At 62.2% G+C, this 22,382-nt stretch carries 31 protein-coding genes and 1 pseudogene; 29 read left to right on the top strand and 3 right to left on the bottom strand.

What is annotated here, in order from left to right; genetic code table 11:
• Positions 1-104 precede the first annotated feature (104 nt).
• Together NGM68_RS12865 and NGM68_RS12860 are read right to left on the bottom strand one after the other, a co-directional pair.
• Positions 105-2,015, bottom strand: a complete 1,911-nt coding sequence (locus tag NGM68_RS12865; RefSeq protein WP_252698641.1) for a polysaccharide deacetylase family protein — start codon at positions 2,013-2,015, stop codon at positions 105-107.
• Positions 2,016-2,157: 142 nt separating this feature from the next.
• A complete protein-coding gene (locus NGM68_RS12860) occupies positions 2,158-3,474 on the bottom strand; it encodes a transposase (RefSeq protein ID WP_252698640.1) in 1,317 nt (438 codons plus the stop codon).
• A gap of 43 nt (positions 3,475-3,517) precedes the next feature.
• Here NGM68_RS12860 and tnpA point away from each other — a divergent pair.
• The 27 genes and pseudogenes from tnpA (at position 3,518) to NGM68_RS12725 (ending at position 19,468) form a co-directional block, all read left to right on the top strand.
• Positions 3,518-3,965 (top strand): annotated as a pseudogene (tnpA, locus tag NGM68_RS12855) (IS200/IS605 family transposase).
• Positions 3,966-4,201: 236 nt separating this feature from the next.
• Positions 4,202-5,074 carry an RNA methyltransferase gene (locus NGM68_RS12850; protein WP_252698639.1) on the top strand — a complete coding sequence of 291 codons (873 nt, stop codon included), beginning with the start codon at positions 4,202-4,204 and terminating at the stop codon, positions 5,072-5,074.
• A gap of 4 nt (positions 5,075-5,078) precedes the next feature.
• A complete protein-coding gene (locus NGM68_RS12845) occupies positions 5,079-6,098 on the top strand; it encodes a 50S ribosomal protein L3 (RefSeq protein WP_252698638.1) in 1,020 nt (339 codons plus the stop codon).
• 3 nt (positions 6,099-6,101) lie between these two features.
• A complete protein-coding gene (rpl4p, locus tag NGM68_RS12840; protein ID WP_252698637.1) occupies positions 6,102-6,854 on the top strand; it encodes a 50S ribosomal protein L4 in 753 nt (250 codons plus the stop codon).
• On the top strand, positions 6,851-7,105 hold the full coding sequence (locus NGM68_RS12835; RefSeq protein ID WP_252698636.1) for a 50S ribosomal protein L23: 255 nt from the start codon (positions 6,851-6,853) through the stop codon (positions 7,103-7,105). Before rpl4p ends, NGM68_RS12835 begins: the two co-directional genes overlap by 4 nt.
• Positions 7,106-7,828: a 50S ribosomal protein L2 gene (locus tag NGM68_RS12830; protein ID WP_252698635.1), complete on the top strand. Its 723-nt coding sequence runs from the start codon at positions 7,106-7,108 to the stop codon at positions 7,826-7,828. It abuts the gene before it with no gap.
• Complete coding sequence (locus NGM68_RS12825; protein ID WP_252698634.1) at positions 7,825-8,250, top strand: 30S ribosomal protein S19; 426 nt, start codon at positions 7,825-7,827, stop codon at positions 8,248-8,250. Before NGM68_RS12830 ends, NGM68_RS12825 begins: the two co-directional genes overlap by 4 nt.
• A 7-nt stretch (positions 8,251-8,257) precedes the next feature.
• Positions 8,258-8,746, top strand: coding sequence for a 50S ribosomal protein L22 (locus NGM68_RS12820; protein ID WP_252698633.1), 489 nt, complete (start codon positions 8,258-8,260; stop codon positions 8,744-8,746).
• The gene (locus NGM68_RS12815) at positions 8,746-9,723 is read left to right on the top strand and encodes a 30S ribosomal protein S3 (protein WP_252698632.1); all 978 of its coding nucleotides are present in this window, start codon (positions 8,746-8,748) and stop codon (positions 9,721-9,723) included. Before NGM68_RS12820 ends, NGM68_RS12815 begins: the two co-directional genes overlap by 1 nt.
• A complete protein-coding gene (gene rpmC / locus NGM68_RS12810; protein WP_252698631.1) occupies positions 9,723-9,938 on the top strand; it encodes a 50S ribosomal protein L29 in 216 nt (71 codons plus the stop codon). Before NGM68_RS12815 ends, rpmC begins: the two co-directional genes overlap by 1 nt.
• A gap of 9 nt (positions 9,939-9,947) precedes the next feature.
• Positions 9,948-10,352, top strand: a complete 405-nt coding sequence (locus tag NGM68_RS12805) for a ribonuclease P protein component 1 (RefSeq protein ID WP_252698630.1) — start codon at positions 9,948-9,950, stop codon at positions 10,350-10,352.
• Positions 10,343-10,786, top strand: a complete 444-nt coding sequence (locus tag NGM68_RS12800) for a 30S ribosomal protein S17 (protein WP_252698629.1) — start codon at positions 10,343-10,345, stop codon at positions 10,784-10,786. Before NGM68_RS12805 ends, NGM68_RS12800 begins: the two co-directional genes overlap by 10 nt.
• On the top strand, positions 10,786-11,184 hold the full coding sequence (locus NGM68_RS12795) for a 50S ribosomal protein L14 (RefSeq protein WP_252698628.1): 399 nt from the start codon (positions 10,786-10,788) through the stop codon (positions 11,182-11,184). The genes NGM68_RS12800 and NGM68_RS12795 overlap by 1 nt, the downstream gene beginning before the upstream one ends.
• 4 nt (positions 11,185-11,188) lie before the next feature.
• Positions 11,189-11,545 carry a 50S ribosomal protein L24 gene (gene rplX / locus NGM68_RS12790; protein ID WP_252698627.1) on the top strand — a complete coding sequence of 119 codons (357 nt, stop codon included), beginning with the start codon at positions 11,189-11,191 and terminating at the stop codon, positions 11,543-11,545.
• Positions 11,542-12,243, top strand: coding sequence for a 30S ribosomal protein S4e (locus NGM68_RS12785; RefSeq protein ID WP_252698626.1), 702 nt, complete (start codon positions 11,542-11,544; stop codon positions 12,241-12,243). Before rplX ends, NGM68_RS12785 begins: the two co-directional genes overlap by 4 nt.
• Positions 12,240-12,785, top strand: a complete 546-nt coding sequence (locus tag NGM68_RS12780) for a 50S ribosomal protein L5 (protein WP_252698625.1) — start codon at positions 12,240-12,242, stop codon at positions 12,783-12,785. The genes NGM68_RS12785 and NGM68_RS12780 overlap by 4 nt, the downstream gene beginning before the upstream one ends.
• Entirely contained in the window at positions 12,778-12,954 is a 177-nt protein-coding gene (locus NGM68_RS12775; RefSeq protein ID WP_252698624.1) for a 30S ribosomal protein S14, read from the top strand. Before NGM68_RS12780 ends, NGM68_RS12775 begins: the two co-directional genes overlap by 8 nt.
• A complete protein-coding gene (locus NGM68_RS12770; RefSeq protein ID WP_252698623.1) occupies positions 12,951-13,343 on the top strand; it encodes a 30S ribosomal protein S8 in 393 nt (130 codons plus the stop codon). Before NGM68_RS12775 ends, NGM68_RS12770 begins: the two co-directional genes overlap by 4 nt.
• A 4-nt stretch (positions 13,344-13,347) precedes the next feature.
• The gene (locus NGM68_RS12765) at positions 13,348-13,881 is read left to right on the top strand and encodes a 50S ribosomal protein L6 (RefSeq protein ID WP_252698622.1); all 534 of its coding nucleotides are present in this window, start codon (positions 13,348-13,350) and stop codon (positions 13,879-13,881) included.
• 3 nt (positions 13,882-13,884) lie between these two features.
• Complete coding sequence (locus tag NGM68_RS12760; protein WP_252698621.1) at positions 13,885-14,595, top strand: 50S ribosomal protein L32e; 711 nt, start codon at positions 13,885-13,887, stop codon at positions 14,593-14,595.
• Entirely contained in the window at positions 14,592-15,041 is a 450-nt protein-coding gene (locus NGM68_RS12755) for a 50S ribosomal protein L19e (protein ID WP_252698620.1), read from the top strand. Before NGM68_RS12760 ends, NGM68_RS12755 begins: the two co-directional genes overlap by 4 nt.
• Positions 15,041-15,589 (top strand): 50S ribosomal protein L18, encoded by a 549-nt coding sequence (locus NGM68_RS12750; protein ID WP_252698619.1) that lies wholly within the window; start codon positions 15,041-15,043, stop codon positions 15,587-15,589. Before NGM68_RS12755 ends, NGM68_RS12750 begins: the two co-directional genes overlap by 1 nt.
• Complete coding sequence (locus NGM68_RS12745) at positions 15,586-16,218, top strand: 30S ribosomal protein S5 (RefSeq protein WP_252698618.1); 633 nt, start codon at positions 15,586-15,588, stop codon at positions 16,216-16,218. The genes NGM68_RS12750 and NGM68_RS12745 overlap by 4 nt, the downstream gene beginning before the upstream one ends.
• Entirely contained in the window at positions 16,215-16,688 is a 474-nt protein-coding gene (locus tag NGM68_RS12740) for a 50S ribosomal protein L30 (protein WP_252698617.1), read from the top strand. Before NGM68_RS12745 ends, NGM68_RS12740 begins: the two co-directional genes overlap by 4 nt.
• A gap of 2 nt (positions 16,689-16,690) precedes the next feature.
• The gene (locus NGM68_RS12735) at positions 16,691-17,197 is read left to right on the top strand and encodes an uL15m family ribosomal protein (RefSeq protein WP_252698616.1); all 507 of its coding nucleotides are present in this window, start codon (positions 16,691-16,693) and stop codon (positions 17,195-17,197) included.
• Positions 17,198-17,199: 2 nt separating this feature from the next.
• Entirely contained in the window at positions 17,200-18,675 is a 1,476-nt protein-coding gene (gene secY / locus NGM68_RS12730) for a preprotein translocase subunit SecY (protein ID WP_252698615.1), read from the top strand.
• Between the two features lie 331 nt (positions 18,676-19,006).
• The gene (locus tag NGM68_RS12725) at positions 19,007-19,468 is read left to right on the top strand and encodes a hypothetical protein (protein WP_252698614.1); all 462 of its coding nucleotides are present in this window, start codon (positions 19,007-19,009) and stop codon (positions 19,466-19,468) included.
• A gap of 450 nt (positions 19,469-19,918) precedes the next feature.
• Here NGM68_RS12725 and NGM68_RS12720 read toward each other — a convergent pair whose 3' ends face one another.
• Positions 19,919-20,179 (bottom strand): cytochrome C oxidase subunit IV family protein, encoded by a 261-nt coding sequence (locus tag NGM68_RS12720; protein WP_252698613.1) that lies wholly within the window; start codon positions 20,177-20,179, stop codon positions 19,919-19,921.
• 123 nt (positions 20,180-20,302) lie between these two features.
• Between NGM68_RS12720 and NGM68_RS12715 the strand changes: the two genes are divergently transcribed.
• Together NGM68_RS12715 and NGM68_RS12710 are read left to right on the top strand one after the other, a co-directional pair.
• Positions 20,303-21,706 (top strand): hypothetical protein, encoded by a 1,404-nt coding sequence (locus NGM68_RS12715; protein ID WP_252698612.1) that lies wholly within the window; start codon positions 20,303-20,305, stop codon positions 21,704-21,706.
• 101 nt (positions 21,707-21,807) lie between these two features.
• On the top strand, positions 21,808-22,092 hold the full coding sequence (locus NGM68_RS12710) for a DUF7410 domain-containing protein (protein WP_252698611.1): 285 nt from the start codon (positions 21,808-21,810) through the stop codon (positions 22,090-22,092).
• The last annotated feature ends 290 nt before the right edge of the window (positions 22,093-22,382 follow it).

The raw sequence follows: 22,382 nt of genomic DNA, 5'->3' as shown, positions 1-22,382 counted from the left end.
CTCCGGCAAGGGTGTATAAGGGTTGCGAATTAGGAGGGGTGTGCCCTACGAGTGCACAGGGCACAAGACGCCCAACAACCCGTAGTCAACTAGCTGAACTCGAGCTACTGAATCTCGAGCGTCCACTCGCCGTCAGCCTCGACATTAATCCAGAACGCCCCGCTCACGCTGAAGGATCGGGAGCCGTCGAACGACCCGCTCTGGTTGATCACCTGTTCCCAGCCACCGTCTGCATTGAAGCCATCGATGATGAACTCGCCATCGCCGTCGTGGGTCGCCTCGAGGCTCACGTCAGAATCCGTCCACAGCGGCCCGACGAACGACGACCCGGTGCCGGAGACCTCCACGGGAAGGCTCCCGAGGTCGTCGCTGTGAATCTCCGGTTGATCGACATCGATCGCCCACTCCCCATCGGCCTCGACGGACAGGCGGTAGCTGCCCTCGTCGACGACCATCGCCGACGCACCGGGGCCACCACCGCTCGTCACCACCAGTTGCTCGGTCGGAACCGAGCCATCGACCGCCTCGAGGTCGACGGTGAACTCGCCGTCACCTTCGTGGGTGAAGCTCGCCACGGCCAGCCCATCCGAGAGGTCGAAGGTGTCCGAGGAGTCCGAGCCGCTGCCCTCGAATTCGAACGACTGCCCGGCCTCGAAGATCGTTCCCTCTTCCATCTCGACGTCTTCGTCGGGCTCGCTGGCGTCGCCCTCCATCGTATCGTCGACGACGTCCGAGAGCGTCACGACGTCGAGGCCACGGTGTTCGATGTGGTTGAGCAGATGCTCGAGGTCGTCGACCGACATGCTGTTCGAGCCGGATTCGTCCTCGACGATACGGGGAATCCGAAGGACGACGAGCTGGTTGTACTGATCACAGAGGTTGATCGACCGACGTACACCTCCGTGGAGGGCTGGCCCCCAGATCTGTGGCATCATATGGATACCCGTCGGCGGCGCGCCAGCGGGCCCGGCTCCGAACAGCAGCCCGGAATCGTAGCGCTCCCGGATCGCCTCGTGCGTCTCCTGTGTCATGCTGTCGTCCGGAACCACGAAGTGGCGCGCTCCCTCCTCGAAGCCGAACTGTTCGAGAGCAGACTGGGTTCGCTCGAGCACCTGCTCCTGTCGATCCAGGGGCATCTCCGGCAGCGCCCCCTGGCTGGACGGGTAGGCACAGACGTCCCAGCCTCGCCCCTGCAGTTCCTCGAGTTCCTCGAGATCCATTCGGCCCTGGCCGCCGATCCGGTCGGGGTCGACGGCCACGGCAGCCGACCAGCCGCGTTCCTCGAGCATCGGCGCGGCGACCTCGAACTGGGAATCGTGGCCGCCGTAGAACGCGAGGACGGCCTTCCCGTTGTCGACGGCTTCCGTTCGCCGAAGGTCGTCGACGACGATCCGCGTCGGGCCGTCCTCCGGGCCGCGGGCGATGATGTTCAACCGGGAAACGTTCTCGAGATCCGGTTCGCCGAACTTGTGGAGGTAACCGAAGTCGACCCGGAGCCACCCCTCGTAGGTGTCCGGAACGTTCCGGATGCTCGTCAACCGGTGGTCACGGTTCGTGGTGATGACTTCGAGAAGGATCTGGTTAGCCGACTCTATCTTGACGGCGAGGGAGGTGTCCCAGGTCGAGAGATCGATCCGGTCACGGAAGCCGAGGGTTGCTTCGACCTGGTTCCCGTCGCTCTCGAGGGCGGCTGCCTGCGAGCCCATGCGGGCCTCCTCGGGCGCGGGCTCGATCGTCCCATCGCGGGCGGCCCACAGGTCGAGGTCTTCGAAGTCCGAGATCACTTCGCCCTCGTCGATCGCGGGCCACTCGAAGTCGCCGTCGTACTCCTCGATATCGTCGGAGGACTGGCCGTTTCCGCCGTCATCGCCGTTTCCGTTCCCACCGTCGATGCCGTCGGTAATGCCATTACCGTCGTCGCCTGTCAGCCGATCGAGACAGCCCGAAAGCGAGAGCGCAGCCGCCGTCGCACCCATGCCGGTGACGATATCTCGTCGCGTGGATTGCTTTGCCATTGCTGAAACCCCAGGCTCCTGTCGCACTTGTTAATAGTCTCGCTAAGACCGCGCTGGCGACGGTTGCACTCGAGACCACCGTTTAACTACCCCGTAAACGACCACGGGTCGGGTGACCCGTGGCTTTTCTTGTTCCCCCAGCCTATGCCGATAGCACTCCACGCGACACGATGTCGCGGGATGAGGATGGGCGGTTTACAGAGCGCCCCGACCCAGACAGGCTCACCTTCCGAACAAACGGTTGGGTTTTGCGAGTCCGGTAATTAACTGATTCAACATCTACACCAGCATGTTTCGCCCACGCTCGCCACGCCACATTCACACTCGCGTTCCGGTCAGCATGGTCTTGCTGAACCTCACACGAATCATTCGTACACCGGAACCGCCGACCTTGACGGTAACCACGGTGTCCACAACACGAACACGACTTCGAGTTGTACGGCGACTCAACCGTCTCACACGGAATCTGATTCCACGTCACCTTGTAGCGAACCTGCTTCTCGAACTTATGGAACGGGAGTTTGTGCAGACGCCGATTCATGTACGTACCGTACTTGATGGCGTCTCGAATCCCACTCAAGTCCTCGAACACGATAACTGGGTTCGAGAACTGTTGGGCGAACTCCACCACAACCCGAGACAGCCGGTGAAGAACCCACTCAGTGTAGCGTTCTTCTTTCTCCCCGAGTTGGTGATGGATGGAGTGTTGGCCGTGTTCTTGACAGCGTTTCGTGATGGTGTGGTAGCGTTGGCGTTCGGCTTTCACCGTACCGTAGTCAAGCACGAGTGTTCCGAGCGTGTCCATCGTCTCACGATTAAGAGCGGTGAGAGCGATGTTGCGCTCGTTAATATCGACGCCGACGAGAGTGTCAGCGTCTTCGGGTTCAGGCACCTCAACCTCTGTTTTAACCGTGACGTGTAGGTAGTACACGCCATCTCGGTACACAAGTTCAGCCTGTCCCAACGACCACTCATCCTCCGTCAAGGATTCCCCAATCAACGCAAGGTCTTCCGGTCGCCCTCGAAGGTGCCCTTTCACCTTCTTGTACGGCTTCGGACTCACACGGAACTGAACCCGGTCATCCTCGTCGTTGTAGGTGAGGCGGTAGCCTTCGGTGTGCGCCATGACAAGTGGGTAGGCTCCTTTCTTGTCCGTGGCGGGTGGCGACGGTTTTCCGACGTGAGTGTTGTCTTGGTCGTGCCACCAGTTGAGGAGTTCTTTGTAGGAATCCCACGCTTGCAGGGCTTTCCCGACGACCGCGCACTTGTTGTTCCGAAGGAAGTCATCGCGGTCAACTTCCTTCTGAATCTCAGTACGGTTGTATCCGTCTTGTTTGAGTCGGAGTGTGTCGTTGGCGATGTCTCGTGCGGTGAAGCGGGCATCTTTGAGCCACGACCGCTCACCAGACTCTATGCAGAGTCGAGTGCGTGCGGTCTTCGTGACTTCTTCGATACCCATACCTTGACTATCGAATCAAATGATAATAAAAGTGGGGATTAGGATGGGAGAATACAGGAGTCATGCACATTCGATTAGTCTGTGTAAGTATCATTTCGTGTGGTGCCCGAAGTCAAGCAAAGCAGAGCTTTGCGTACCACGCGGAGCTTCGCTCCGCTTAGTACCGACACGAGATGTTGGAGTTCGTTCGAGACGAACTTGCGGAATTGTTCCAAGGAACTGCCGAGCGATTCGGTCACGAGATTGTGTCGATGGAGATTGCCCCCGACCACGTTCACTTGTTCGTGAAGACCGGCCCGAAATGGAGTCCTGCCGAGATAGCGAAACAATTCAAAGGTTACTCGGGACGAACGGTTCTCAAGCGTCATCCTGAACTCAAACAGCGGTATTTCTGGGGAAGTGGCCTGTGGAAGGATGGCTACTACGTCGGAACAACGGGTGCAGTTTCCGAGGACGTGGTTCGTCGGTATATCGAGGATACTGAACATTAGGCGAGCGTACGCGATTCACCCACGGGTCAGGTGACCCGTGGAACTCTCGCTGTTTTCTTTAGACTCCCGTACATCGGCTGGAACCGAGCGACCGGTGACGTACCGTCTCGTGTGCCCGAGTGTCACGAATTCTGCCCTGTGAACGGCTCACAGCCGGGAATCGAATCCGCTACCCTTTTAAGAGCCTATCCGTAACACATCGCTACAGTCTAGTGACGAGGCGCCGAAGTCGCGGTATGACCACAAGCGTACTCGTGCCGTCGTCACTCAGCCGGGAAGCCGAGGACAAACGCGAGGCCACTCGCAAACTCGGTTACGTCGCCCGTGCGGCGACGATCTTCCGGGTCGACCGCCTCATCGTCTACCCCGATCCGGGGGGCGATACCGGTCGATTTGGCGATGGGTTCGTCGAAACCGTCTTGCGGTACGCCACAACACCCCCGTACCTTCGAAAGGAGGTCTGGGACAGGCGGGACGAACTGGAGGCCGTGGGCGTCTTACCGCCGCTCCGTGCCCCGTCACAGACCGGCTCCGAATCGAACGGTTCGGGGTCGAAAAGACAAGGGATCGTGACCGAGGTCGGACCTGAAGGGCGCGTCCGGGTCAATTGCGGACTGCAACACCCGATCTCCCTCAACGCACCGCCGTCGATGGTGGTCGAGGAGGGGGAGCGCGTAACCGTCAGGATCTCTTCGCGACGACCGGTTCGGGCGAAGCTCGTCGATGAATCCCCACCGGGATTCAGCGTCGAACGCACGAACCTATCGGCAGCACTCGGCCGTGAGGACGCCGGCGTTCGGATCGCCGCCTCCCGATTCGGTGAAGAACTCACCATCGGGCGGCTCGAAACGCTGGCCGGGAACGTCGAACGGGACGGCATGACCGTCGCCTTCGGCGCACCCGAACGAGGACTGCCGGACATCCTCGGCATCGACCAGGCGGCTATCGAAGCCGCCTACGGTGTCGCGGACGACGCAAACGTCGAACCCAACGATCTGGAAACGGGGTTCGACCTCTGGCTCAATACGGTTCCGCATCAGGGCAGCGACGTCGTGCGAACGGAGGAAGCTCTGTTCGCCACGCTCGCTCCCCTCTCACTGAGAGCGTGATAGAATGCCACAACCAAACGCACCACGCAAAGGCTCACTCGGGTTCGGCCCACGGAAACGGGCAACCAGCGAGGTTCCACGCTTCAACTCGTGGCCGGACGACGACGGACAGCCATCGCTCCAGGGCTTCGCGGGCTACAAGGCCGGCATGACCCACGTGGTAATGGTCGACGACACCGCAAACTCGCCGACCGAGGGAATGGAACAGACCGTTCCCGTCACCATCGTGGAGACGCCGCCAATGCGCGCCGTCGCTCTGCGTGCGTATGAACACACACCGTATGGACAGCAACCGATCACCGAGGTCTGGACGACCGAGTTCGTCGACGAACTCGAGCGCGTCCTCGACCTGCCCGGCGACGAGTACGACGCCGACGCTGCGGAGGACGAACTCCGCGGCCTCCTCGAGGAGGGTCGCGTCGACGACGTTCGCGTCATCACTCACACCGTTCCAGGCAGCGTCCCCTCGGTTCCGAAGAAGAAACCCGACGTCATGGAGACGCGCGTCGGCGGCGGTTCCGTCGAGGAACGCGTCGACTTCGCGCTCGAGACGATCGCCGAGGGCGGCGAACACGTCATGAACGACGTGTTCCGCGCCGGCGAGTACGTCGACGCCAGCGGCGTCACGAAAGGCAAGGGTACCCAGGGTCCCGTCAAGCGATGGGGCGTCCAGAAGCGCAAGGGCAAACACGCCCGGCAGGGATGGCGTCGCCGCATCGGTAACCTTGGCCCGTGGAACCCGAGCCGCGTCCGCTCGACGGTTCCCCAGCAGGGACAAACCGGCTACCACCAGCGGACGGAGCTCAACAAGCGCCTCGTCGATATCGGCGACGGCGACGACGCGACGGTCGACGGCGGCTTCGTCAACTACGGCGAAGTCGACGGCCCACACGCGTTGATCAAGGGCTCGCTCCCCGGGCCGAACAAGCGCCTCCTGCGCTTCCGCCCGGCGATCCGACCCGGAGGCCAGCCGCGTCTCGATCCCGAGGTGCGCTACGTCTCCACCGCATCCAACCAGGGCTAAACCATGAACGCAACAGTACGAAACCTGGACGGCGACGACGCGGGGGAGATCGAGCTCCCGGCGGTCTTCGAAACGGAGTACCGCCCGGATCTGATCGCCCGCGCGGTTCGCGTCTCCCAGGCAAACAGTAAACAGACGTACGGTGCCGACGAGTTCGCGGGGATGCGAACTCCCGCCGAATCGTTTGGCAGCGGCCGCGGGATGGCTCACGTCCCCCGTCAGAACGGACGCGGACGACGCGTCCCCCAGACGGTCAAGGGACGGAAGGCCCACCCGCCAAAAGCCGAGAAAGACCAGTCCGAATCGATCAACAAGAAAGAACGCCAGCTGGCCATCCGAAGCGCCATCGCCGCGACGACCGACGCAGACGTCGTCGCCGAGCGTGGTCACGTCTTCGATGACGACGCGGAACTTCCGCTCGTCGTCAGCGACGACTTCGAAGACCTCGTGAAGACGAAGGAGGTCGTCTCCTTCCTCGAGGCCGTCGGCGTCGACGCCGACATTGAGCGCGCCGACGACGGCCGCAGCGTTCGAGCCGGCCAGGGGAAACTCCGTGGCCGCAAGCACAAACAGCCCAAATCGATTCTCTTCGTGACCTCGAGCGAGACCGGCCCATCGCGCGCCGCCCGCAACCTCGCGGGAGCCGACGTGGTGACGGCCGCCGAAGTCAACGCGGAGGATCTGGCACCGGGCACCCAGCCCGGCCGACTGACGGTCTGGACCGAAAGCGCCGTCGAGGAGGTGAGCCAGCGATGAGCGGCATCATCGAATTCCCGCTCGTCACCGAGAAGGCCATGAACGACATGGACTTCGAGAACAAGCTCCAATTCCTCGTCAACGTCGACGCCAGCAAGCCCGAGATTCGGGATGCCGTCGAGGAGCGCTTCGACGTCGAGGTCGACAGCGTGAACACACAGATCACGATGAACGGAAAGAAGAAAGCAACGGTGACCCTGGGCGCGGACGACGATGCCCAGGAAGTCGCCTCCAGAATCGGGGTGTTCTAGATGGGACGACGCATCTTTGGACAGCGACGAGGGCGTGGTTCCCCGACGTTCCGTGCCCCATCGCACCGATACAAGGCGAAGCTCGACCACAAGACGACCGAAGACAGCGACGTCGTCTCCGGTACCGTGGTCAGCATCGAACACGACCCTGCACGCTCGGCACCGATCGCCGCGATCGAGTTCGAAGACGGCGAGCAGCGACTCGTCCTCGTTCCCGAGGGCGTCGCCGTCGGCGAGGAGATCCAGGTCGGCGTCTCAGCCGAGATCAAGCCGGGGAACACGCTCCCACTCGCGGAGATCCCCGAAGGGGTTCCGGTCTGCAACGTCGAGGCCAAGCCGGGCGACGGCGGCAAGTTCGCTCGCGCCTCCGGCGTCAACGCGGATCTGATCACCCACGACCGCAAGGCTGCGGTCGTCCAGCTGCCAAGTGGCGAAGTCAAGCGGCTCGATCCCCAGTGCCGTGCCACCATCGGCGTCGTCGCCGGTGGCGGCCGCACGGAGAAGCCGTTCGTCAAGGCAGGGAAGAAGTACCACAAAATGCGCGCCCGCGGGATCAAGTGGCCGCGCGTTCGCGGGGTCGCCATGAACGCCGTCGACCACCCATTCGGTGGTGGCGGTCGCCAGCACCCCGGTCGTCCGAAATCCGTCTCGAAGAACGCACCGCCGGGACGGAAAGTCGGTGACATCGCCTCCCGGCGCACCGGTCGAGGTGGAAACAAATGAGTTCGGAATACCGTACCGGTCGTGAGGGTGAGGAGTTCACCTACCGCGGCCACACGCTCGAGGAGCTCCAGGAGATGGAGCTCGAAGACGTCGCTGAAGTGCTTCCGGCACGCCAGCGGCGGAGTATCGTGCGCGGGCTCTCGGTCGAACAGCAGAAGCTGCTCGAGAAGGCCCGCGAGAAAGACGAACAGGAGACGGCCAACTCGCCGATCCGGACGCACCTGCGCAACATGCCGGTGCTGCCGGAGTTCGTTGGCCTGACGTTCGCCGTATACACCGGACAGAGCTTCGAGCGCGTCCGCGTCGAACCCGAGATGATCGGCCACTACCTCGGTGAGTTCCAGCTCACCCGATCGTCCGTCTCGCACGGACAGGCCGGTATCGGGGCGACGCGTTCCTCGAAGTTCGTCCCACTGAAGTGATCATCGCATGGGAATCAACTACTCAGTCGACGCCGATCCGGACACGACCGCGAAAGCGATGCTCCGGGAGCGTCACATGAGCCACAAGCACAGCAAGGAGATCGCCCGCGAGATCAAAGGCCGAACCGTCGACGACGCAGCCGAGTACCTCGAGGCAGTCATCGAGGGCGAGCGATCGGTTCCGTTCCGCTCGCACAACTCCGGCGTCGGTCACCGATCGGACATCGACGGCTGGGACGCGGGACGCTACCCCGAGAAGGCCAGCAACGCGTTCCTCGAGTTGCTCGAGAACGTGTCGGCCAACGCCGACCACCAGGGCTTCGACGGTGGGTCGATGGAAATCGCCCACTGTGCCGCCCACAAAGTCGGTGAGTCCATCGGACGCAAACCGCGTGCGATGGGGCGAGCGTCCGCCTGGAACACCCCACAGGTCGACGTCGAAATCGTCGTCGCACAGACCGAAGACGGCGTCGAGGACGAGGAGGGTGACGACTAATGGCAGACGAACACGAATTCATCGAGAACGGCCTGCAGCGCTCACAGATCGACGAGTTCTTCGCCGAAGAACTCGGCCGCGCAGGCTACGGTGGTATGGACGTCGCCAAGACGCCGATGGGTACCCAGATCGTCCTCAAAGCGGAGAAGCCGGGGATGGTCATCGGCAAAGGCGGTGAGAACATCCGGAAGGTCACGTCGGCACTCGAGGAGAAGTTCAACCTCGACGATCCCCAGATCGACGTGCAGGAGGTCGACGAACCCGACCTGAACGCTCGGATCGTCGCTGACCGCCTGGCCAACGCGCTCGAGCGTGGCTGGTACTTCCGGAAAGCCGGTCACACCACGATCGACCGGATCATGGACGCCGGCGCACTCGGCGCAGAGATCGTTCTCGCCGGGAAAGTCACGGGGGCGCGTTCGCGCGTCGAGAAGTTCAACCGTGGCTACATCAAGCACAACGGCGAGCCCGCCGAAGAGGTCGTCGACCACGGCCAGGGCGTCGCGGTGATGAAACTCGGCACCATCGGTGTCAACGTGAAGATCATCCCGCCAGGAGCCGAGCTGCCCGACGACTTCCGAATCCACGAGGACATGGATCCCGAAGAGGTCGTTCCCGATGCCGTCGAGGCCAACGCGGCCGAGGGCGTCGAGGAACTGCTCGAGGGAGAGCCCGAGGACGACCTCGAGGCTGACGTCGAGGACGAACCCGTCGACGAGCCCGAAGAGACCGTCGAGATCGACGAAGACGTCGTCGAAGAGGTCATCGAAGAGGAAGTCGTCGACGAGGACGAAACCGACGCGGGCGAATCCGAAGCCGCCGTTGGCGGTGACGAGGACGCCGATGACGTCGAGGAATCCCTCGAGGAACTCGACGAAGAGATCGAAGCCGAAGCCGAGGAACTCGTCGCCGAAATGGAAGACGACGAGGAAGCCGAAGCCGAAGGCGATGAGGATGACGAGGGAGGTGACGACTAATGGCAATCTTGCACGTCGACGAAATCCGCGACATGACGCCCGCCGAACGGCAGGCCGAACTCGAGGATCTCGAGACGGAGCTGTTGAACGCCAACGCCGTCCTCGCCGCCGGTGGTGCCCCGGAGAATCCGGGCGAAATCGGCGAGATCAAGCGGACGATCGCGCGGGTCAAGACGATCCAGCGAGAAGAAGGCGACCTCGACGACGAGGAATAACGATACACGATGGCACTGACACCCGAGACACTCCCGCGACACGAACTCAATGGCCTCCCGGTACGGGTCGTCGATAGCGACGACGCCGACCGGGTCGGCATCGAGGGTCGGATCGTCCTCGAGACGACGAAGACCCTTTCTATAGAAGTTCGAGACAACGGGACGTCGCGGGTGCTCACCGTGCCGAAATCGGGCTCGGTATTCGAGTTCGCGATCACCGATGAAGCCGCCGGAGACGAGAAGTCTCTGGGGACTGCGTCCAAACTGGCCAAGACACAACCTGGGGGCGACAGCGATGAATCTCCCACAGACCGCGCTGGCGAGGACGTAGCCTACGTTACGGTCGATGGCTCGCGACTCATCTCACGACCCGCCCGACGCACCGAAACGAAAGGTGACTCACCATGGCAATAGGACTAGACGTTGAAACCCCTCCGGAACCCGAAAACCCGGAGGAGTACGACTACGAGAAGTGTCCGTTCTACGGTGACCTACCGGTACGAGGGCAGATCCTCGTCGGTACGGTCGTCTCGACGGACATGGACAAGACCGTAGTCGTCGAACGAGAGTACGACGTGACGGTTCCGAAATACGACCGTCAAATGAAACGTCGCTCGCGCATTCCGGCACACGTGCCGGGCGTGCTCGAGCCGCTCTCGGTTGGCGATACGGTCAAAATCGCAGAGACCCGACCACTGTCGAAGACGAAATCGCACGTGGTCGTCGAAATAACCCAGGAAGCGACCGCCGCAGATGTCGCCGAGCTGACGCTGGACGAGGAACACGATCCACAGCTGTCGACCGAAGACATCACTGGTGGCGCCGAATCGAACGACGGTGATGCCTGATGGAGGCAATGAAAGCCGACGTCACGCAGGGCCTGAAGAAGGGCTCGCTCGTCACGTGCGCGGACAACTCCGGCGCACGCGAGCTGAAAGTCATCAGCGTCGCGGGCTACCACGGCACCAAGAACCGCCAGCCGAAGGCGGGGCTAGGTGACAAAGTGACCGTCTCGGTCACGAAAGGGACGCCCGAGATGCGACGGCAGGTTCTCGAGGCCGTCATCGTTCGCCAGCGGAAAGCGATCCGCCGGCCCGATGGCACCCGTCTCAAGTTCGAGGACAACGCCGCCGTCATCGTCGACGAGAACGAAGAGCCCCGAGGCACTGAGATCAAAGGGCCGATCGCCCGCGAGGTCGCAGAACGCTTCGGCGCAATCGCCAGTACGGCGACGATGATCGTATAGAACCATGAGCAAGCAACCACGCAAACAACGAACACAGACGGAACGTGCGCCGCTTCACCGGAAGCACAAGCAGGTTCACGCGACCCTCTCCGAGGAGCTTCGCGAGGAGTACGGCACGCGTCGCACCCGCGTCAACGCGGGCGACCGCGTCGAGGTCATGCGCGGCGACTTCGCCGGCGAAGAAGGCGAAGTGCTGCGCGTTCGACTCGACGATGCCGTCATTCACGTCGAAGACGTGACCGTCGAGACGGCTGACGGCGAGGAAGTTCCTCGCCCAGTCGACGCGTCGAACGTCCGCATCGTGGATCTCGACCTCTCGGATTCGCGTCGCGAGGCACGCCTCGAAGGTGATTCCGAATGACCAACCACCAGAAACGACTCTCGGTACCGAAATCCTGGCCCATCGAGCGCAAGACCAACGTGTTTACGGTCAAGGCTCGAGCCGGCCCGCACGGCGAAGCCGGTGTCCCGCTGGTCATCATCCTCCGGGACGTACTCGGCTACGTCGACTCGAAGAAAGAAGCCCGCTACGCCCTCTCCCAGGATTCGATCCTGGTCAACGGGGAGCCGATCAACGACGAGAAACGTCCCATCGGGATGTTCGACATCGTTGCCTTCCCACAGCGTGAGGAGTACTACCGCGTCTTCCCCGACGAGGGAGGCCGCCTCTCGCTGACCGAAATCGACGCCGATGCCGCAGACAGCCGTCTCGGCAAGGTCGTCGGCAAACAACAGGTCAAAGGCGGCGACACACAGCTCTCGCTGCACGACGGCACGAACGTGATCGTCGACGACGCCGAGTACAACGCGAACGATTCGGTCGTCGTCGACAACGACGACAAATCGATCGTGGCCCACTTCCCGTACGAGGAGGGTGCCCTGGTCACCGCTGTCAGCGGTAACCACGGAGGTAAAATCGGCGAACTCGTCGAGATCGACGTCACGCTCGGCAGTGGCTCGAACATCGTCACCGTCGAAACGGACGACGAGACGTTCGAGACCGTCGAGGAGTACGTCGTCGTGATCGACGAGAACTTCGTTGGAGGTGACGACGAATGAGCGAAGCAAGCGACACCGAGTTCCACGAGATGCGCAAACCGCGCGTCGAAAAGGTCGTCGTCCACATGGGCGTCGGCCGCGGTGGCCGCGACCTCGGCCGAGCCGAGGATATCATCGAGGCGATCACGGGTCAACGGAGCGTCCGTACCCTGGCGAAAGCGACCGAACCCGAGTTCGGCATCCGCCAGGGCGACCCGATCGGCACCAAGGTCACCCTTCGGGGCGACGATGCCGAAGCGTTCCTCGAGACGGCGCTGCCGCTTGCGGATCTGTCCGCATCGCAGTTCGACCAGACCGGGAACTTCAGCTTCGGCGTCGCCGAGCACACCGACTTCCCGAGCCAGGAGTACGACCCGACCATCGGGATCTACGGCCTGGACGTGACCGTGAACCTGGTTCGACCGGGCTACCGCGTCACGAAACGAGCCAAAGCGAGTCAGGCGATCCCGTCCCGACACCGACTGACTCCCGAGGACGCCATTGCGTTCCTCGAGGGCCAGTTCGACGTGGACGTCGACACGGAGGAGACAGACGATGAGTGAAAGCGATAACGACCAGACGGGCGAACACGCCGCGAAGCGAACGGGCCAGGAAGCGGCCTGTCAGCGCTGTGGCCGCAAACAGGGTCTCGTCGGCAAGTACGACATCAACCTGTGCCGACAGTGTTTCCGCGAGATCGCCCGCGACATGGGATTCAAGAAGTATAAATGACCGGGAACGATCCACTCAGCAACGCGCTCTCTGGCATCGACAATGCCGAGAGTGTCGGACACCTGAGCCACGACGTAGCGCCCGCCTCAAACGTGATCGGCAGCGTGCTCGAGGTCTTTTACGACCGCGGGTACATCGCTGGCTTCGAGTTCGTCGAAGACGGCAAAGCCGGCACGTTCGAGGTCGAACTGAAAGGAGCGATCAACAAGTGCGGCCCCGTCAAGCCACGCTATTCCGTCAAGGCCGACGAGTTCGAGAAGTGGGAGAAGCGATTCCTCCCCGCTCGAGACTTCGGCGCACTCGTCGTCACGACGAGTGAGGGAATCATGAGCCACTACGAGGCTCGAGAGAAGGGCATCGGGGGCCAGGTGATCGCATACGTCTACTAGAACAATGCGAATTGAACTGGACATCCCCGACGACGTAACCGCCGAGGTCGATCACCTCGACGTGACGGTCGATGGGCCAAACGGCAGCGTAACCCGCCGCCTCTGGTACCCCGACGTCACCGTCGATGTCGACGGCGACCTGCTGGTCATCGAGAGTGAGACCGAGAACGCGAAAACGAACGCGACGGTCGGCACCTTCGAGAGCCACATCCGAAACGCCTTCCACGGCGTGACTGCGGGCTGGGAGTACGAGATGGAAGTCTTCTACTCTCACTTCCCAATGCAAGTCCGTGTCGAAGGCGACGAGGTCGTCATCGAGAACTTCCTCGGTGAAAAGGCAGCACGACGAACGACTATCCACGGTGACACCGAGGTGAGCGTCGACGGCGAAGCGCTGACGCTCTCCGGTCCGAACAAGGAGCACGTCGGCCAGACCGCCGCCGACATCGAACAGCTCACCAAGGTGAAAGGAAAGGACACCCGCGTCTTCCAGGACGGGGTGTACATCACCCAGAAACCGCAGAAAGGAGGTGCCTGATAGATGGCTGACGACGAACCCCAGGAACTGGAAGACATCAGCGGCGTTGGCGGCAGCAAAGCCGACGCCCTCCGTGAGGCCGGTTTCGAGACGATCGACGACGTCAAAGAGGCCTCCCAGGACGAACTGGCGGAAGCCGAAGGCATCGGAAACGCGCTCGCCGCGCGTATCAAAGCCGACGTCGGCGACCTCGAGGTCACGGAAGAGACCGAGGCCGAGATCGAAGACGAAGCCGCCGAGGAGGAACCGGAAGACGAAGACGTCGAAACCGAACTGGAGCCCCGTGGCCTGACCGAGAAGACGCCCGACCTCGACGACGAGGAAGCGCGATTGCTCGGCCAGCGACACAGCGAAGGGAAACCAGCGTTCAAACGCCAGGACTACCACATGAAAAAGCGCACGCCAGAATCGTGGCGTGTACCACGTGGTGGCCTCTCCAAACAGCGTCGTGGCTACAAGAGCCGCGGCCCCAAGGTGCAGGCTGGCTTCCGGACGCCGGAAGCCGTTCGCGGCAAACACCCGAGCGGTTTCGAGGAAGTCTACGTCGAGAACACGGACGACCTCGAGGGAGTCGACGGCGACACCCAGGCCGTCCGCATCGCGAGCTCCGTCGGTGCCCGCAAACGCGAGCGCATCGAGGAGGAAGCCGAGGACGCAGAGATTCGCGTCCTCAACCCGACCTACGTCGAAGTCGAAGTTGAGGTGGACGAATGACTGACCTGAGTGCACAGAAACGACTTGCGGCGGACGTCCTCGACGTCGGGAAGAACCGCGTCTGGTTCGACCCCGACGCCCAGGGCGACATCGCCTCGGCGATCACCCGCGAAGAGATTCGCGAACTCGTCGACGACGGCGTCATCCGCGCCAAAGACGCTCGCGGAAACTCCCGCGGACGCGCCCGCGAACGCAACAAGAAGCGTGCCTACGGCCACAAGAAGGGGCCAGGCAAGCGTCGCGGCAAGAAGGGTGCTCGCCAGAACGAGAAAGAACAGTGGACGAGCCAGATTCGCGCACAGCGCCGGAAACTTCGAGAACTCCGTGACAAAGGCGAGCTGACGCCGACGCAGTACCGCCAGCTGTACCGCAAGGCCAGCGGCGGCGAGTTCCGGAGCGTCCGGTACCTGTTGAACTACATCGACAACGAATACGGTGACCAATAATGGCGACAGGACCACGATACAAAGTGCCGATGCGACGTCGCCGTGAGGTCCGGACGGACTACCATCAGAGGTTGCGCCTGCTGAAATCGGGTAAGCCCCGCCTCGTTGCTCGCATGAGCAACAAGCACGCCACGGCGCAGCTGATTACGCCCGGCCCTCAGGGTGACGAAACGCTCGCAAGTGCTCACTCGAGTGACCTCGAGGAGTACGGCTGGAACGCACCGACGAGTAACCTCTCGGCTGCGTACCTGACCGGCCTGCTGGCCGGAAAGCGAGCGGTAGACGCCGGCGTCGACGAAGCCGTTCTCGATATCGGCCTCAACAAGGCGACGCCCGGAAACAAAGTGTTCGCGATTCAGGAAGGCGCAATCGATGCGGGACTCGAGATTCCCCACAACGATAGCGTCCTCGCGGACTGGTCGCGTACCCGCGGCGAGCACATCGCCGAGTACGCCGAACAACTCGACGAGCCGCTCTACAGCGGCGACTTCGACGCGACCGACCTTCCCGAACACTTCGACGACGTACGAGAGGCGATCTTAGAATGAGCGGAAACAACTACAACGACGGGTGGCAGCCCGTAACCCGACTCGGGAAGCTCGTTCAGGAGGGCGAAATCGACACGATGGAGGACGCCCTCAACTCCGGCCTTCCCCTCAAAGAGCCCGAACTCGTCGACCAGCTCCTCCCCGGACTGGACGACGAAGTGCTCGACATCAACATGGTTCAGCGGATGACCGACTCCGGCCGCCGGGTGAAGTTCCGGTGTGTCGTCGCCGTCGGCAACCGTGACGGCTTCGTCGGTTACGCCGAAGGCCGTGAAGACCAGGTCGGCGCTGCAATCCAGAAAGCAATCGGTATCGCAAAGCTAAATCTCATCCAGGTTCCCCGCGGCTCCGGGTCGTGGGAGGATCGTTCTGATCGACCCCACTCGCTGACCCGCCAGACCAAAGGGAAAGCCGGGTCGGTCGAGGTCGAACTCATCCCCGCCCCCGAAGGGCTGGGCCTCGCCGCGAGCGACACCGTCCGTGCGGTGCTCGAACTCGCCGGCATCGAGAACGCCTGGACGAAGAGCCACGGCAACACGCGAACGACGGTCAACCTCGCGAAAGCGACCTACAACGCACTCGAGAACGCCTCGCAGTCGCGTCTCCCCCGGGAGGTGGCTGAACGATGACAGCGAAAGCAATCGTTCAGATTCGCGGAGAGGTCAACCGCACCCAGGCCGTCGACGACACCCTGTCGATGCTCAACCTGCACAAGGTCAACCACCTCACGATCGTCCCCGACACGGACACCTACCGCGGGATGATCACCAAGGTACACGACTTCGTCGCCTACGGCGAACCGGACGCCGAGGTGCTCGAGGCGGTGCTCGCCAAGCGAGCCGAACCGCTCGAGGGTCGACAGTCCGACGTCGACGAGGAATGGCTCGCCGAACACACCGAGTACGATGACTTCGCCGCACTCGCCGACGCGCTCCTCGACGAGGAGACGACGCTGCGCGAGCAGGGGCTGTCGCCGACGCTGCGACTGCACCCCCCACGTGGCGGCCACGATGGCATCAAACACCCGACCGTCGACGGCGGCCAACTCGGAAAACATACAACGGAGGAAATCAACGACCTCCTCACGTCGATGCGATAACCATGACGAGCAAGAAACGACGTCAGCGCGGCTCGCGAACGCACGGCGGCGGTACGCACAAGAACCGCCGCGGTGCCGGCCACCGAGGTGGCCGCGGGAAAGCCGGGCGTGACAAACACGAATTCCACAACTACGAACCGAGAAAGAAACACGGCTTCAAGCGACCACAGGGCGTTCGCCCCACCGTCGCCGAAATCGACGTCAAGACCCTCGACGAAGACGCGATCCTCTACGCCGCCGAGGGCGATGCCGAAGAGACCGACGGCGGCTACGCCATCGACGCTCGCGACGTCGTTGAAGACGGTCACGACGTCGACGTTGTGAAGGTGCTCGGCAGCGGCCAGGTGCGCAACGAACTCGAGATCACCGCGGATGCCTTCACCGAGACGGCCCGCGAGAAACTCGAGGACGCCGGTGGCGAAGCGATGCTCACCGAGCGCGCCCAGGAGCGAGCCGCGGAGGCCGAGGCTGAGGCCGACGACGAACACGAAGCCGACGCTGAGAACTAACTATGGGATGGAAGGAAGCCGCTGAACCGGTCTTGACGCGGATGCCCACCGTCACCCGCCCGGAAGGGCACGTCCCCTTCAAGCGGAAGCTGGGCTGGACGGCCGGGATCCTCGTATTGTACTTCTTCCTGACGAACATCACACTCCTGGGGATCCACCCCCAAGGTGGTGAAGACCTGTTCGGCCAATTCCGATCGATTCTGGCCGGTGAACACGGGTCTCTCATGCAGGTCGGAATCGGACCGATCGTCACCGCCAGCATCGTGTTGCAGCTGCTCGGTGGGGCGAACCTGCTGGGACTAGACACCAGCGACCCACGTGATCAGGTTCTCTACCAGGGCCTCCAGAAGCTGCTCGTCATCGTGATGACGGCGCTGACCGCCCTGCCGATGGTGTTCGCCGGTGGCTTCCTTCCACCAGCAGACGTCCTTCAGCTCGGGAGCCTCACGCTCGAGGGAACCCAGATCCAGACGCTCATGTTCGTCCAGATCTTCCTGGGCGGCATCCTCATCCTCTACATGGACGAGGTCGTCAGCAAGTGGGGGATCGGCAGCGGTGTCGGGCTCTTCATTATCGCTGGCGTGAGCCAGTTGCTCGTCTCCGGGTTCCTCGCGCGGAGCGAGGAAGGGTTCTTCTACAGCTGGTATCAGATCCTGTTCACCGATGAGATTACGGTTGGCTCGTGGCTCAGTGCCGAAGGGTTCAACACGCTGTTCATCGCCGACGGTGGCGGACAGCTGTTGGCGCTGGCGACGACGCTGTTGATCTTCGGGATCGTCGTCTACGCGGAGTCCGTCCGCGTCGAGATTCCGTTGAGCCACGCCCGCGTCAAGGGTGCTCGCGGTCGCTTCCCGGTGAAGCTCATCTACGCGAGCGTCCTGCCAATGATCCTCGTCCGGGCCGTGCAAGCGAACATCCAGTTCATGGGGCAGATCCTCAACAGCCAGTGGGCCAGCATGCCCGGCTGGCTCGGGGTTTACTCCGACGGTCAGCCGGTCGGCGGGTTCTTCTACTACACCGCGCCGATCTACTCGCCGGGTGACTGGATGTGGTGGACTGGACAGGTGCCCGCCGGAATCGACATCTGGCAGATCATGCTTCGAATCTCCGTCGACCTGACGTTCATGGTCATCGGCGGTGCGATCTTCGCAATCTTCTGGGTCGAGACGACTGACATGGGGCCGAAAGCGACGGCCCAGCAGATCCAGAACTCCGGGATGCAGATTCCCGGCTTCCGGCAGAACGCCGGCGTCGTCGAGAAGGTCATGGAGCGGTACATCCCGCAGGTGACCGTCATCGGTGGCGCACTCGTCGGCCTGCTCGCCGTCTGGGCGAACATGCTCGGCACCATCGGTGCCGTCGACGGGACAGGGCTGCTGCTCGCGGTCTCGATCACGTACAAGCTGTACGAGGAGATCGCCGAGGAACAGCTCATGGAGATGCATCCGATGATGCGCCAGATGTTCGGACGCGAGTAACGACGTTCTCCTCTTCTTTCACTTGTCGGTGACTCAGACGATAGCATTATGCAGACGACAAAAGAGTGCAGAAGGGACTGGGCCGGGATGGAACGCTACCCGTAGTGTAGACAGGAGCGTCTCTACGGCGACAAGAGCAAATCTTCGTTCTGCGTGGAATCCGAAAACGAGCAGCCTCTCGAGTCTCGAGTGGAGTGAAGACGAGACGAGTGCATGTGTGAGTGTGATTGGTGAGTGAAAAGCCCATTACCTCTCCAACTCCGGGCACCGAAAATCCACAACTGCAGGATATATATGGAGGTAGGGATTATGCTACCCCAAGAGGGGTTCGATGCCAGAAATCTACCTGCTAAGCACACTCGTGATGGGACTGCTCGTACTCGCCGTCGTCTACACGATGGCGCGAATGGGCCAGCGCGCAACGCCGAGCGGTCACGCTGGCACACGAAGTGGCTACGCCGAGTGGTCGCCACGAACCGAAGCCGAAGACAGTCGCGTCGTCGCACTCGCAAAAACACCTGCCGTCTGGACGCTCAGCTTCATTGCGCTCATTGCGGCCTTCATCGCCGGTGCCGTTCTCCTGGTCGGCGAAGGAGAGTTCGTCGAAGCGGCGCTCGTCGAGCCGGTACTGCTCGCTATCGGTGGGCTAGTGCTCTTTGGCTACATCTTCTTTGGCACGTTCTTCGCCGCTCGAGACCGCTTTGGTAACACGGCGATCGGTGTGGCGTTCGCTTCGCTCTTGGTTGGATTTCTCGGCCTCATCGCCGTCACTGTGACGCTGTTGATGGGATAGTCGCCTCGTTTGAGCGATCACGCCACTATTTTCGTCGATTGTCACTCGGTGTGTGACTGAATCGGTACTGTGGGTCTTCGATCCACGACAACATCGAGTCCACTCACTACTCGAGCCCGTGGTCTCGAGCGACGAGTTAGGCCGGGACGTCTCACTCGAGGAGCGACAACGCGACGATTCCGTCCCCAACGGGGCCGAGCGTTGCACTGTGGTGCTACCAGACAGTTCGCTATGCAACCCAGTATTCCGTCGTCTTTCCCCGCTCAGCGCTGCCCGAAGCGGTTTCAGGAGACTCTCTAACCACCAACGCCTTCGACAGTCACTCCGCACTACCGACACCGATCGAGCGAGCAGCAACTCCACTCGGGGAAGGTGCTCATAGTAAGTGGCGTCGAGTGACTACCGTCAGGTCAGGGGAAAAAGCGAGAGAGTCGAACGAAGTAAACAGGGTTACTGAATCGAGAAGCCAGCCGCCACGGTGAGCAAGAACACCATGAAGACGGCCGTGAGCATCACGTAGGTGATCGAACGCGGTTCGTCGACGAGGTGCTGGAACCAGCCCGCGATGAGGAGTGACTTGATCACTGCGAGAACGAGCGTCGCGCCCAGGGCGAACTCGTAGCTAAACGGGAGTTCGAAGAACACGAACTTGGCAGTCCCCAGCACCAGTAACAGGACGTAGATGAGCGTGTAGGTTCGTACACTCGACATTGGTGGGACATCGGTGAGACGAACACTTATACCTTCCTCATACGACCGGCGACGCCCCAAAAAGGGTCGACTGCAGCCCCGAGAACGACACCATCATACCCGTTCAGTTCCTCAAGTCGGCTAATGACCTGGCGTCCGGTTCTCGGTCGACGGGGCGGTCTCGTCGTGGCGGGTTCGCTCCTATTAGTCCTCCTTGGAAGCGGACTCGCCTCTGCGAGCAACGTCGTCGTCGGACTCACCGAACAGGGAGACGTGACCGTGCCGACGTGGCTCTATCTCGCCACCGGCGCTGGCGTCGTCGGTGCCTCGGCACTGTTGACGATGTTCGTCACCGATCGGGAGTTCGTCACCACCGTCCACGACCAGTCGGTTGGCGTGTCCAACGATACGCTCTCGCGGGCGGTCTCGTTGATCGGCGGGACGGTTGGCGTGGGCGCACTCGTCGGTCTCATCGTCGTCGGCTTCCTCGGGCCGCAGGGAATCGGACTCACGAGCGCGACCGTCCTCGTCACCTTCGTCGGCGTTCGGGCGATATTGACCCTCGTCGCCTACACGGTCGGTAACCCGTGGCCGACGCTCAACCCGTGGCGGCGGCTGGCACGTGTCCTCCCCAGCCGAAACGCACCCTACCCGTCCTGGCTCGGCACGTGGCCCGCAGTCGGGGCGGTGCTCGTCTTCATCTGGCTCGAGGTGATCGCCCCAATCGTCTCGACGCCCTGGCTGTTGACGACGATCATCCTCGCTTACACGGTCGGGACGCTCGCCGGAGCCGTCCTCTTTTCCCCCCAGAGCTGGTTCGAACGGGGAGATCCGCTCTCGGTGTGGTTCCGGCTGTACGGCTCCGTCGCGCCGATCCAGCGAACCGACGACGGCCTCTCTCTCCGGTGGCCGGGTGCGCGCCTCAGCGACGACGACGTCGTCACGGATCTCTCCATCGTCGCGTTCGTCATCTTGCTGGTGTGGGAGTTAACCTACAGCGGCTTCATCGTCACGCTTCCGGGTGTCTGGACGATCGAAATTCTGGTTGCCCTCGGTTTGCCACCAGAGCTCGCCTACCTGCTGGTGTTGCTCGTCGGCTACGCCGTCTTCTGTTGGATGTACTGGCTGGCCGCTGGCTGGACGCGAACTCGCGCCAAAACGTACCTCTCACAGCGCTACCTCGCCGTCCGCTACGCTGCCCCCCTGCTCGCGATCGCAGCCGGCTACCACGTCGCCCACTACCTCGGATTCTCGATATCGCTGTGGCCGTCGCTGATTAGTGTACTCCAGGCTCCGCTGAACCCCGATCCAAACCCGACCCAGCTTGCGTTGACCTCGTGGTTCGGCTACGTCGAAATCGCAGGCATCCTCGTCGGGCACGTCCTCGCCGTCTGGATGGCTCACGCAATCTCGATCGAGTTGTTCCCCGGTCGCCTTCAGGCCATCAAGAGCCAGTATCCGTTCATCATCGTCATGATCGTCTTTACGATGATCAGCCTGTATCTCGTCTCGTTGCCCGCGGTCGAGCCGCCGTACGTGCCCGCCTGAGCCCCGATTCACCACCCTGAAACGCGTACCCGGACACTCCTGAGAACTCCCCGATCGGATCGGTACACACTTTTCGACGCGACACCTACCTCGAGTCGACGATGCTCGCCGAACCGGTCACCGACCTCGAGTACGACGTCCCGGCGGAAGCAGAGCCGGAGACCTGCCCGCATTGTGGACGGCCGTTTCAGACGGCCGAACAGGTGACCTATCACGTTGGGGTCGTTCACGACGACACGTGTAGTGAGGGCGAGCTCGAGGCGTTCGAGGCGGCTCGCGAGGACGAATCCTTCGAACTGTTCACCTTCCACGTGAAGGCGGCTGTCACCGTGTTTATGGTCTATTTCATGTTCTCGTTCATGTACGCCCTCGTCTGGGCTGGCTGAGAGGGGCGTTGTCCGCCTCGAGTCACGACCCTTCACTACCGACGAGCTCCACTCCTGGACGACAACTCTCGGTAATCGACCGTATCAACAGTCCTGTGTAGCACCTGCTTTCGTCACCGAGGAAGCGATACAGAAATGTGCTGGCCTGGTATCGAACGAACTGATCAGCCGAGCGAAGCCAATCCTCGAGACGACCGCGTTCCAGGGCAAATTGCCGACTCCCTACCGACGAGAAAGCGACTGCTATACTCTGAGAATGCGAACGTAATGGACGAAAAAACGAACGGCCC

Source organism: Natronosalvus vescus, assembly GCF_023973145.1.
Lineage (GTDB): Archaea > Halobacteriota > Halobacteria > Halobacteriales > Natrialbaceae > Natronosalvus > Natronosalvus vescus.
This window is presented reverse-complemented; position numbering and strand designations above follow the sequence as displayed.

Excerpts from the sequence above, each read along its gene's own strand:
- NGM68_RS12750 (WP_252698619.1), top strand. The coding sequence starts at position 15,041 with ATGGCGACAGGACCACGATACAAAGTGCCGATGCGACGTCGCCGTGAG.
- NGM68_RS12770 (WP_252698623.1), top strand. The coding sequence starts at position 12,951 with ATGACCGGGAACGATCCACTCAGCAACGCGCTCTCTGGCATCGACAAT.
- NGM68_RS12815 (WP_252698632.1), top strand. The coding sequence starts at position 8,746 with ATGGCAGACGAACACGAATTCATCGAGAACGGCCTGCAGCGCTCACAG.
- NGM68_RS12850 (WP_252698639.1), top strand. The coding sequence starts at position 4,202 with ATGACCACAAGCGTACTCGTGCCGTCGTCACTCAGCCGGGAAGCCGAG.
- NGM68_RS12845 (WP_252698638.1), top strand. The coding sequence starts at position 5,079 with ATGCCACAACCAAACGCACCACGCAAAGGCTCACTCGGGTTCGGCCCA.
- NGM68_RS12785 (WP_252698626.1), top strand. The coding sequence starts at position 11,542 with ATGACCAACCACCAGAAACGACTCTCGGTACCGAAATCCTGGCCCATC.
- NGM68_RS12860 (WP_252698640.1), bottom strand. The coding sequence starts at position 3,474 with ATGGGTATCGAAGAAGTCACGAAGACCGCACGCACTCGACTCTGCATA.
- rplX (WP_252698627.1), top strand. The coding sequence starts at position 11,189 with ATGAGCAAGCAACCACGCAAACAACGAACACAGACGGAACGTGCGCCG.
- NGM68_RS12825 (WP_252698634.1), top strand. The coding sequence starts at position 7,825 with ATGAGTTCGGAATACCGTACCGGTCGTGAGGGTGAGGAGTTCACCTAC.
- NGM68_RS12720 (WP_252698613.1), bottom strand. The coding sequence starts at position 20,179 with ATGTCGAGTGTACGAACCTACACGCTCATCTACGTCCTGTTACTGGTG.
- NGM68_RS12735 (WP_252698616.1), top strand. The coding sequence starts at position 16,691 with ATGACGAGCAAGAAACGACGTCAGCGCGGCTCGCGAACGCACGGCGGC.
- NGM68_RS12820 (WP_252698633.1), top strand. The coding sequence starts at position 8,258 with ATGGGAATCAACTACTCAGTCGACGCCGATCCGGACACGACCGCGAAA.
- NGM68_RS12795 (WP_252698628.1), top strand. The coding sequence starts at position 10,786 with ATGGAGGCAATGAAAGCCGACGTCACGCAGGGCCTGAAGAAGGGCTCG.
- NGM68_RS12710 (WP_252698611.1), top strand. The coding sequence starts at position 21,808 with ATGCTCGCCGAACCGGTCACCGACCTCGAGTACGACGTCCCGGCGGAA.
- NGM68_RS12725 (WP_252698614.1), top strand. The coding sequence starts at position 19,007 with ATGCCAGAAATCTACCTGCTAAGCACACTCGTGATGGGACTGCTCGTA.
- NGM68_RS12865 (WP_252698641.1), bottom strand. The coding sequence starts at position 2,015 with ATGGCAAAGCAATCCACGCGACGAGATATCGTCACCGGCATGGGTGCG.
- NGM68_RS12740 (WP_252698617.1), top strand. The coding sequence starts at position 16,215 with ATGACAGCGAAAGCAATCGTTCAGATTCGCGGAGAGGTCAACCGCACC.
- secY (WP_252698615.1), top strand. The coding sequence starts at position 17,200 with ATGGGATGGAAGGAAGCCGCTGAACCGGTCTTGACGCGGATGCCCACC.
- NGM68_RS12765 (WP_252698622.1), top strand. The coding sequence starts at position 13,348 with ATGCGAATTGAACTGGACATCCCCGACGACGTAACCGCCGAGGTCGAT.
- NGM68_RS12830 (WP_252698635.1), top strand. The coding sequence starts at position 7,106 with ATGGGACGACGCATCTTTGGACAGCGACGAGGGCGTGGTTCCCCGACG.
- NGM68_RS12775 (WP_252698624.1), top strand. The coding sequence starts at position 12,778 with ATGAGTGAAAGCGATAACGACCAGACGGGCGAACACGCCGCGAAGCGA.
- NGM68_RS12715 (WP_252698612.1), top strand. The coding sequence starts at position 20,303 with ATGACCTGGCGTCCGGTTCTCGGTCGACGGGGCGGTCTCGTCGTGGCG.
- rpmC (WP_252698631.1), top strand. The coding sequence starts at position 9,723 with ATGGCAATCTTGCACGTCGACGAAATCCGCGACATGACGCCCGCCGAA.
- NGM68_RS12760 (WP_252698621.1), top strand. The coding sequence starts at position 13,885 with ATGGCTGACGACGAACCCCAGGAACTGGAAGACATCAGCGGCGTTGGC.
- rpl4p (WP_252698637.1), top strand. The coding sequence starts at position 6,102 with ATGAACGCAACAGTACGAAACCTGGACGGCGACGACGCGGGGGAGATC.
- NGM68_RS12755 (WP_252698620.1), top strand. The coding sequence starts at position 14,592 with ATGACTGACCTGAGTGCACAGAAACGACTTGCGGCGGACGTCCTCGAC.
- NGM68_RS12780 (WP_252698625.1), top strand. The coding sequence starts at position 12,240 with ATGAGCGAAGCAAGCGACACCGAGTTCCACGAGATGCGCAAACCGCGC.
- NGM68_RS12800 (WP_252698629.1), top strand. The coding sequence starts at position 10,343 with ATGGCAATAGGACTAGACGTTGAAACCCCTCCGGAACCCGAAAACCCG.
- NGM68_RS12805 (WP_252698630.1), top strand. The coding sequence starts at position 9,948 with ATGGCACTGACACCCGAGACACTCCCGCGACACGAACTCAATGGCCTC.
- NGM68_RS12835 (WP_252698636.1), top strand. The coding sequence starts at position 6,851 with ATGAGCGGCATCATCGAATTCCCGCTCGTCACCGAGAAGGCCATGAAC.
- NGM68_RS12745 (WP_252698618.1), top strand. The coding sequence starts at position 15,586 with ATGAGCGGAAACAACTACAACGACGGGTGGCAGCCCGTAACCCGACTC.